3 protein-coding genes are annotated in these 2,575 nt (G+C 69.9%); 1 reads left to right on the forward strand and 2 read right to left on the reverse strand.

Translation table 11 applies throughout. The features are described 5' to 3' along the window. Window positions 1-102: 102 nt before the first annotated feature. Window positions 103-942 carry an NAD(P)H-binding protein gene (locus QH195_RS08850; RefSeq protein ID WP_280434994.1) on the reverse strand — a complete coding sequence of 280 codons (840 nt, stop codon included), beginning with the start codon at window positions 940-942 and terminating at the stop codon, window positions 103-105. A gap of 63 nt (window positions 943-1,005) precedes the next feature. Here QH195_RS08850 and QH195_RS08855 point away from each other — a divergent pair, with 63 nt between their 5' ends. Next, complete coding sequence (locus QH195_RS08855; protein ID WP_280423899.1) at window positions 1,006-1,404, forward strand: winged helix-turn-helix transcriptional regulator; 399 nt, start codon at window positions 1,006-1,008, stop codon at window positions 1,402-1,404. A gap of 212 nt (window positions 1,405-1,616) precedes the next feature. On the opposite strand, the gene QH195_RS08860 is transcribed toward QH195_RS08855, so the two are convergent. Then, complete coding sequence (locus tag QH195_RS08860; RefSeq protein WP_432278439.1) at window positions 1,617-2,336, reverse strand: glycoside hydrolase family 25 protein; 720 nt, start codon at window positions 2,334-2,336, stop codon at window positions 1,617-1,619. Window positions 2,337-2,575: the final 239 nt, after the last annotated feature.

A 2,575-nucleotide genomic window follows, 5' to 3' on the forward strand; every position in this document is an offset into this window, starting at 1 on the left:
GGGGGGGGGGCCGGCGCCCCCCCCCCCCGGCGCCGCGCCCGGCCCCCCCCCCCCCCCCCCCCCCCCCCCCCCCCCCCCCCCCCCCCCGCTCGGTACGGCAGCTCAGCGGAAATCGCCCGCGTGGTCCATCGCCCACTGGGCGAAGGACCGCCCGGGTCGCCCGGTGACCTCTTCGACGATCGCCGAGACGTTCGGCGTGCCGGTGGCCCCGGCCGCCCAGCCGGCCAGCACGGGTTCGATTCCGTAGGCCGGCATGGTTTCGCTCAATCTGGCGCGGGCTTCGTCGGCGGATACCACCTCGAAGGCTATTTCCCGGTCGATGGCCGCGCCGATACGGCGGACCTGCTCTCGTAGCGTCAGTGCCTCGACACCCCATACCGGGTATGCCCGACCGTGGTGACCTGGTTCGGTCAGTGCCGCGACCGCCAAGGCCGCCAAGTCCTTCTCGTGTATGGGTGCGGTCCGGGATTCCGGGTCCGTTGCGTAGGCGACGCCCCGGGCGCGGATGGAATGCTGCCACCACCAGAGGGCATTGGTGGCGAACATACCGGGCCGCAGAAAGGTCCATTCGAGACCGGATTCCGCGATAGCGGACTCGACTGCCCCGTGCATCCGGGCGATCGGGTTGTGTTCCGAGGTGTCGCTCAGGACCGCTCCGGAAGACAGCAGGACCACGTGCCGCACGCCTGCGGACTGTGCCGCGGCGACGAAGCCGTCGATTCCGTCCGGTTTGGCGTAGAGGAAAACGCGGTCCGCGCCGTCGAGTGCGGCGGGCAACGTTTCGGGACGTTCCAGATCGGCCGCGACAACCTCCGCGCCCGGAACGGGGCTCGTCGTATCTGGGGTTCTACTCGTCGGACGCACCTGCTCGCCCCGCGCAGCCAATTCCGCCGCGACGTGGCGGGCGACATTACCCCGCGCTCCGAAAACCACTGTGACCATGGACGCAAGCTTAAGTATGAAGCTAACTACGAGAAAGGGCATACCTACAGGTAAGGTGCTTTCATGTCGGTAGGTTCCCAGTCCCCCGCCCTCGTCGGTGCGGAGCTGAGTGACGCATTCAACAGTGACTGCCCGGCTCGTGAGGTGCTCGACCACATCACGAGCCGCTGGGGCGTGCTGATCCTGGCCGCGCTCGGTGCCGGGCCGCGGCGTTTCTCGGAGCTGTCCGCGATGATCGGCGGAATCAGCGAGAAGATGCTGTCGCAGACATTGCGCACCCTCGTACGCGACGGCCTCGTCGCGCGGACCGTGGAGCCCACCACGCCGCCGCGGGTCAGCTACGAGCTGACGTCACTGGGACAGGGCCTCGCCGGATCCCTGGGACAGTTCCTCGACTGGGTCCGGGCGCATACGGCGGAGGTCGTCGCCGCCCAGGAGCGGCACGACCGGCAACAGCGTTGAGCGCCGGCCGACGGTGACGAACCGTTCGGCTCCGGGCTCGTCGCCGCCGACGGCACACCGTGCTGTTCGAGGACTGCAACTAGGTGCAGTACGGCGACTCCACCGGTCCGGCCGGCTCCGGGCGCCGGTGGCGCCGAGTCCGATACCTGCGGTGCGCGGGGGAGACGGCCGGACAGCGGTCGTCGCGAATTCGGCCGGACGCGGGTGTACCTCTACCCGCTGCCGGTGAGGCCGCCCATCCTCGCGAACCGGTTGAAATCTCCTTGGGCTCCGCTGTACACGTTCACATCGGTGGGGCCGTGGATACCCGGGATGGAACCGGAATCCGTCTGTTGCCAGAACGTCCACGCCGGCCAGCGGCCGGGGACCTCCGGTTGCGGGCGGTCACGATAATCGGCGATCCACAGCGGGTACCGGTGGAACTGATCGCTGTCGGCCATCGCGGTCTTCCAGAAGGTCGGATAGGTGTAGACGATCGGGACGCGACCGGTCAGCGCCTGGACGGTATCGAGGTAGCGGTGCGTCCAGTCGATCAGTGCGGCGGGTGGGAGCCCACCGGAGTGTTCGATGTCCAGTACCGGCGGCAGATCCAGCGGGCCGTTCTGGCCCAGTACGACCGCGGCGTAGAGCGCGGCCTGCGGTTCCGGCGGGAGGTCCGGATGCGCGTAGTGGTAAGTGCCGCGGGCCATCCCGGCGACGCGCATGTGCAGGCTGTCCTGGACGAAGTAGGGGTTGACGTAGTGCAGGCCCTCGGTGGCCTTGACCATGGCGAAACCGTGACCCGCCGCGCGGACCGCGAACCAGTCGATGGGCCGCCCGCTGTCGTGCTGCCAGGACGAGACGTCGGGGCCGGTCGGCTGGGCGGTCGCGGCGGGGGTGGCGCCGAACCCGGCCGCGCACACCAGCACCCCACCCAGCGCGGCCTTCTGCAGGAGGAGCCGTCCGCCGCGGCGGACGGGCCGCCCCAGGGCACCCGGCCGGGGATGAAGCCGGGGGGGGTGGGGTAAACGCCGCCCCCGGCGGGGGGGAACCGGTGGGCCAGCGCAGTTCGCCCTTGACCATGCCCGCGACGATGCCGATCGGGTTGACCGGCATATCCTGTTTCTGCAGCGAGAGCATATTGCCCAGATGCAGCGCCGCCCAGACTGTTCCCAGGACCGCACCGCCCACA

Source organism: Nocardia carnea (assembly GCF_029868855.1).
In the GTDB taxonomy this organism is placed as follows: Bacteria; Actinomycetota; Actinomycetes; order Mycobacteriales; family Mycobacteriaceae; genus Nocardia; species Nocardia carnea_A.

Excerpts from the sequence above, each read along its gene's own strand:
- QH195_RS08850 (WP_280434994.1), bottom strand. The coding sequence starts at position 942 with ATGGTCACAGTGGTTTTCGGAGCGCGGGGTAATGTCGCCCGCCACGTC.
- QH195_RS08855 (WP_280423899.1), top strand. The coding sequence starts at position 1,006 with ATGTCGGTAGGTTCCCAGTCCCCCGCCCTCGTCGGTGCGGAGCTGAGT.